This window comes from Microbulbifer sp. (assembly GCF_051659245.1).
Classification (GTDB): domain Bacteria; phylum Pseudomonadota; class Gammaproteobacteria; order Pseudomonadales; family Cellvibrionaceae; genus Microbulbifer.
In genome coordinates, this window is the sequence record NZ_JBOFOC010000179.1 from 1 (window position 1) to 5,740 (window position 5,740).

At 61.9% G+C, this 5,740-nt stretch carries 5 protein-coding genes; all 5 read right to left on the reverse strand.

Features of this window, described 5'->3' with window-relative positions:
• Positions 1-201: 201 nt before the first annotated feature.
• The 5 genes from ACRC0P_RS16905 to ACRC0P_RS16925 all read right to left on the reverse strand — a co-directional run bounded on the left by ACRC0P_RS16905 (position 202) and on the right by ACRC0P_RS16925 (position 5,425).
• Positions 202-513 carry a BolA family protein gene (locus ACRC0P_RS16905; RefSeq protein ID WP_438632472.1) on the reverse strand — a complete coding sequence of 104 codons (312 nt, stop codon included), beginning with the start codon at positions 511-513 and terminating at the stop codon, positions 202-204.
• Between the two features lie 284 nt (positions 514-797).
• Entirely contained in the window at positions 798-1,580 is a 783-nt protein-coding gene (gene djlA / locus ACRC0P_RS16910) for a co-chaperone DjlA (protein ID WP_438632473.1), read from the reverse strand.
• A 431-nt stretch (positions 1,581-2,011) separates the two neighbouring features.
• Positions 2,012-3,337, reverse strand: a complete 1,326-nt coding sequence (locus tag ACRC0P_RS16915; protein ID WP_438632474.1) for a sodium ion-translocating decarboxylase subunit beta — start codon at positions 3,335-3,337, stop codon at positions 2,012-2,014.
• Between the two features lie 19 nt (positions 3,338-3,356).
• Positions 3,357-5,141, reverse strand: a complete 1,785-nt coding sequence (gene oadA / locus ACRC0P_RS16920) for a sodium-extruding oxaloacetate decarboxylase subunit alpha (RefSeq protein ID WP_438632475.1) — start codon at positions 5,139-5,141, stop codon at positions 3,357-3,359.
• Positions 5,142-5,185: 44 nt separating this feature from the next.
• Complete coding sequence (locus ACRC0P_RS16925) at positions 5,186-5,425, reverse strand: OadG family protein (protein ID WP_438632476.1); 240 nt, start codon at positions 5,423-5,425, stop codon at positions 5,186-5,188.
• Positions 5,426-5,740: the final 315 nt, after the last annotated feature.

Sequence of the window (5,740 nt, forward strand, 5' to 3'; positions counted from 1 at the left end):
GCGGGCATGTCGGATGGCCGCCCCGCCGCTCCTACAGGGGTGAACAGTTACTTTTGGCACTTAATTTAGCGGGAGAAGAGGAGTTCAACGCCTCGGCAGGCGCGAAACAAGATGGGAAATAAAGAAGCGAGCGCCAAAACGCCCGCCTTTTGCCCGGAAAATATTCTTTTCAAAGGAAAGGTGCGACAACGGGAGCGCCGGCTAGCTCTGTTTTTTTTCGCCCCCCAGGCACTCCGGGCTCTGCGGCGCCTGCCCGGTCCATTCCTCCGGACTGAAAGTATGCAGCGCCAGCGCGTGTACCGGCCCCGCCATTTCATCCGCCAGCACAGTGTAAACCCGCTGGTGCCGCTGTACCTTGCGCAGCGAGGTAAAGGCGTCGCTCACCAGCACCACGCGAAAGTGCATCTCCGCACCCGCGGGCACATTGTGCAGATGGCTCTCGCACTGCACTTCGATATGCTGTGGCGCAAAGGCCGCGCTCAGTTTCTCTTCAATCTGCTTTGCCAGGCTCATGTCTTACCTCTTTATTACTCACCTCAAGTTTCGGAGTTCTAGGCGCCTGCCGATAGCAAAAGCCGGGGCGGGGTGCGCCTTTCTGGGACTGTGACTCGGGCCATCCATGGCCCTCGCCCTTCGGGCGCCTTTGGCGTCCAAAACGGCTGTCCTGCCGTTTTGTCTGCGAGAGGGGCCTCGCGGACAAGCCTACAGGGACGTATTTAGGGGGGGCGCCTAGCCCGTGTCCCAGAAAGGCGCACCCCGTCCCGGCTCCCGGAACTGAAATCCGAAACTTGAGCTTATTATTCCACTTGCGCCATTTCCCGCTTGCGCGCGGCGACAATGGTGTCGTAAGCCACGGTGACACTTTTCATCTGGTCTTCCGCGTAGCGCATAAACTCTTCGGGCAATCCCTTGGCGGCGATTTTGTCTGGATGGAATTCCGCCGCCTTGCGCCGGTAGGCCAGTTTCAACTCCCGATCGCTGGCATCCGGTCGGCACTCCAGGATGTCGTAGTGCTGCTGCAGTGAGGCCGTCGAATATTGCGCACTCCGGCCGAATTCCCCGTGCATGGCGTTGAAGATGGACTCGTGCAATCCCAGGTGGGAGGGAATACGCCGCAGAATCTCCTCTTCCGCCGCGTGCAGCTCACCATCCGCATAGGCCACGGCGAACAGCAGGCGGTACACCATTTCCCGCATCGCCTGGTTGCGCACCAGCTGCCGGTACTGCTCGGCGTAATCGTAGATGCTGTAGGCGTCGCTCTTCGCGTTCTGGAAAATCTGGATGGCGTGCTTGCGGTCCTCCGCGCTCAGGCGCAGGTTGTTCTGAATAAAATCGTCGACCAGGCGAATTTCCGCCTTGGACACCTGGCCATCCGCCTTGGCGATCTTCGCCAGCATGGAAAACAGGGTGACGATAAAGACGGCCTGCGTCCCCTCCCGGTTCAGGGAGCCCGCGCCACCGGCGGCGCGCTGCAGGCCGGAGCCGAAAGAACTGCCGACCCAGGCACCCAGCGCCGCACCGATAGGACCGCCGAACATCAAACCGATACCGGCCCCGATTCCCGCGCCCAACCAGGACATAATCTCTCCTTTGGGCGCCCCATTGCGCCCGAGCCAAAACTAAAAACGCGCCCATGATACCACGGCTTGAGCCGCTCCCTGATACGGGATCGACCATCTGGTCAGGCACAGATTTCGATGGCAAAAGGGGGAAACCGGAGCGCGATGCGAAGGTCCCGATGCCGGAGGCTTTTTGCGGGACTGTGACTCGGACCATCCCTGGTCCTCGCCCTTCGGGCGCCTTCGGCGTCCAAAACGGCAGTCCTGCCGTTTTGTCTGCGAGAGGGACCTCGCGGACAACCTCCAGGGATGGATTTAAGGAGGGGGGGGCGCCTAGCCCGTGTCCCGCAAAAAGCCTCCGGCAGCAGGGCCGCCACATAATCACTTAAAGACCGAGGGCTACGGCGGGTCTTTCGGCCCGCAAGCCGAGCTGGGGCTCGGCGCTCCCGGCGTCAGCCGGTCATTGCGCGAACCAGGGTGATCATCACCCCGGCGGCCACCGCCGAGCCGATCACCCCGGCCACGTTGGGGCCCATGGCGTGCATCAACAGGAAGTTGTGCGGGTTGGCTTCCAGCCCCAGCTTGTTGGATACCCGCGCCGCCATGGGCACCGCGGACACACCGGCGGAACCGATCAGCGGGTTCACCTTGTGCTTGCTGAACAGATTCAACAATTTCGCCATCAAAATACCGGCGGCAGTGCCGATGGAGAAAGCGACAATACCCAGGGCGAGGATACCGAGGGTTTTCGGATCGAGGAACTTGTCCGCCGCCAGCTTCGACCCCACAGACAGCCCCAGGAAAATGGTGGTGATATTGATCAGGGCGTTCTGCGCGGTATCGGACAGGCGCGACACCACACCGCATTCGCGCATCAGGTTGCCGAAGCAGAACATCCCCAGCAGCGGCGCCGCGTCCGGCAGGAACAGCGCCACGAGGATCAGCAGCAGCAGCGGGAAAGTGATCTTCTCCCGCTTGCTCACATGGCGCAGCTGCACCATCTCGATTTTGCGCTCCTCCGGCGTGGTCAGCGCGCGCATGATCGGCGGCTGGATCAGGGGCACCAGCGCCATATAGGAATAGGCGGCCACCGCAATGGCGCCGAGCAGATCCGGGGCCAGCAGGCTGGATACATAGATGGCGGTGGGGCCGTCGGCGCCGCCGATAATACCGATGGCGGCGGCGTCGGCGATGGAGAAATCCATAATGCCCGCCACCGACAGGCCGACCGCGCCGAGCACCGTGGCGAAAATGCCGACCTGCGCCGCCGCCCCCAGGAACAGGGTGCGCGGGTTGGCGAGCAGCGGGCCGAAGTCGGTCATCGCGCCCACGCCCATAAAGATCACCAGCGGCGCCGCCCCCGAGGCGATGGCCACAGAGTAGAAGTTATACAGCATACCGTCGCTGTAGCCCGCATCCAGCGCCACCTGCTCGGCCCCCAATTGCAGCGCCGCCGGCGCATTGCCCAGGGCCTCCTTCAGGGCCGATTTGAACGCATAGGCGGATTCCAGTTGCTCCACACCCAACAGTTGTGCCATCTGCAGCAATACACGGGGATCGCCACCCGCCAGCGCCGCCTCCGCGGCGGAGAGGGACAGGTCAGCGCCGGGAATATTCGCCAGGATGCCGCCGAAGCCGATGGGCACCAGCAGCAGCGGCTCGAACTTTTTGTTGATGGCCAGGAACAGCAGCAGCAGGCCTACCACGATCATCACAAACTGGCCCGGCGCCATCTGGTAGGCGCCGGAGGATTGCCAGAGATTGATAAGGTTTTCCACAAGCGACTCCTAACCCGGGTTACGCGATGGACAGCAGGGTGTCGCCCACCGCCACGGAATCGCCCTCTTTCACCGCCACCTCAGTGACGCTACCCGACGCCGGCGCGCTGACCGCGGTCTCCATCTTCATGGCTTCCAGCACGATAATGGTTTGGCCCTCCGTCACCTGTTCGCCCGGGTTCACCAGCACCTTGAAGATATTGCCCGCCAGCGGCGCCGCCACCGGCTTGCCTCCGCCGGCAGCCGGGGCCGCCGCGCTCCCGGCGGAGGCTCCGCCGGAGACCGGCACCATACCGGTGACATCCCCGCCGTCGGCCACGGTTACCGTGTAGCTCTTGCCTTCAACGGTGACCGTGTACACCTCTTCGCCGTTTTCGTTGGTGACCGCACTGCCCTCGCTGCCGGTGGGCACCGGTTCGAAGGCGTCGGGATTGCCGCGGTTCTTCAGGAACTTGAGGCCGATCTGCGGGAAGAGCGCATAGGTGAGCACATCGTCTATCTCTCCCTCTCCTTCGGTCAGCGGAACGCTCTCGTCATTGGCCTTCTGGCGCAGCTCGGCGGTGAGCTTTTCCAGCTCCGGCTCCAACAGGTCCGCCGGGCGGCAGCTGATCGGCTCGGCGCCGTCCAGCACCTTTGCCTGCAGCTCTTTGTTCATCGCGGCCGGGGTCGCGCCGTACTCGCCCTTGAGTACCGCCGCGGTCTCCTTGGAAATGGACTTGTAGCGCTCGCCGGTGAGCACGTTCAGCACCGCCTGGGTGCCGACGATCTGGGAAGTCGGGGTGACCAGGGGAAGGAAACCCAGGTCCTCGCGTACCCGGGGAATTTCCTCCAGCACTTGGTCCAGCTTGTCCCCGGCACCCTGCTCCCGCAGCTGGTTTTCCATATTGGTGAGCATACCGCCGGGCACCTGGGCCACCAGGATGCGCGAGTCCACGCCGCGCAGGGAACCCTCGAACTTGGCGTATTTCTTGCGCACCTCGCGGAAGTAGGCCGCGATCTCTTCCAGCAGCTCGATATCCAGCCCGGTGTCGCGATCTGTGCCCTGCAGGATGGCCACGAGAGCCTCGGTGGGACTGTGGCCGTAGGTCATGGACATGGAGGAAATCGCCGTGTCCACATTGTCGATTCCCGCCTCGACGCATTTCAATGCGGTAGCGGTGGAGAGGCCGGTGGTGGCGTGGCACTGCATATGAATGGGAATGTCCACCGCAGCCTTCAGGCGCTTCACCAGCTCGTAGCCCTCGTAGGGACGCAGCAGGCCGGCCATATCCTTGATGCAAATTGAATCCGCGCCCATGTCCTCGATCTGCCGGCCAAGGTCCACCCACAAATCCAGGGTATGCACCGGGCTGACGGTATAGGAAATAGTGCCCTGGGCGTGTTTGCCCACCCGCTTTACCGCGCGCAAAGCGGTCTGCAGGTTGCGCATATCGTTCATGGCATCGAACACACGAAAAACGTCCACACCATTCTCCGCCGCGCGCTCGACGAATTTCTCCACCACGTCATCGGCGTAGTGGCGGTAGCCGAGAATATTCTGGCCGCGGAACAGCATTTGTTGCGGCGTGTTGGGCATGGCTTTTTTCAGCTCGCGGATGCGTTCCCACGGATCTTCGCCCAGATAGCGGATACAGGCATCGAAAGTGGCACCGCCCCAGGACTCCAGTGACCAGAAACCAACTTTGTCGAGGCTCGAAGCGATGGGCAGCATATCGTCCAGCCGCATACGGGTGGCAAACAGTGACTGGTGCGCATCGCGCAGAACCACGTCGGTGATTCCCAATGGCTTTTTAACCTCAGTCATGGGTCGTCTCTCTCGGCAATTGATTGAAGTTGTTCGGCGAACGGTTAGCGTCTTTTATTCTTTCGGTGTTGTTCGATTGCCGCCTGGATCACCGCACGCAGGTGCGCATCGCCGGCAGCCTGGCCGCCGGCGACGGGAACCGCCGGCTCCGCCTCGGGGAAATAGCGGGTGATGATGCGGGACATAATGCCGGTGCCGATCACCAGCAAAAGCAGGAAAGTAAAAACAATCCCCATGCCGAACAGCGTAATGTCCAGCCCCTGTTGCAGTAATGTCTCCTGCACTTTTTCCCCCTAGATCTGCTTTGGCGGCCGCTATTATCGTTACAAAAAACCTGCAAAATCAAACGGTTATTGGTTGCAGTAGCAACTATCGAAGCGCCTGGAATGACCGCACCCCTGTAAGAGCCTGTTTGCGATCTATGGTGCTGCACGTCCAGCGCGGGGTCGGGAGAGATACCTCTTTCCGGGACACGGGCAGGGCGCCCCCCTTAAATACGTCCCTGTACGCTCGTAATCGGCATCCCTGCCTCATACGGTCCCGAAAAGAGGCACCCCTCCCGACCTGGAGAGTTCTTCGCGAGATTCTAAACAGGCTCT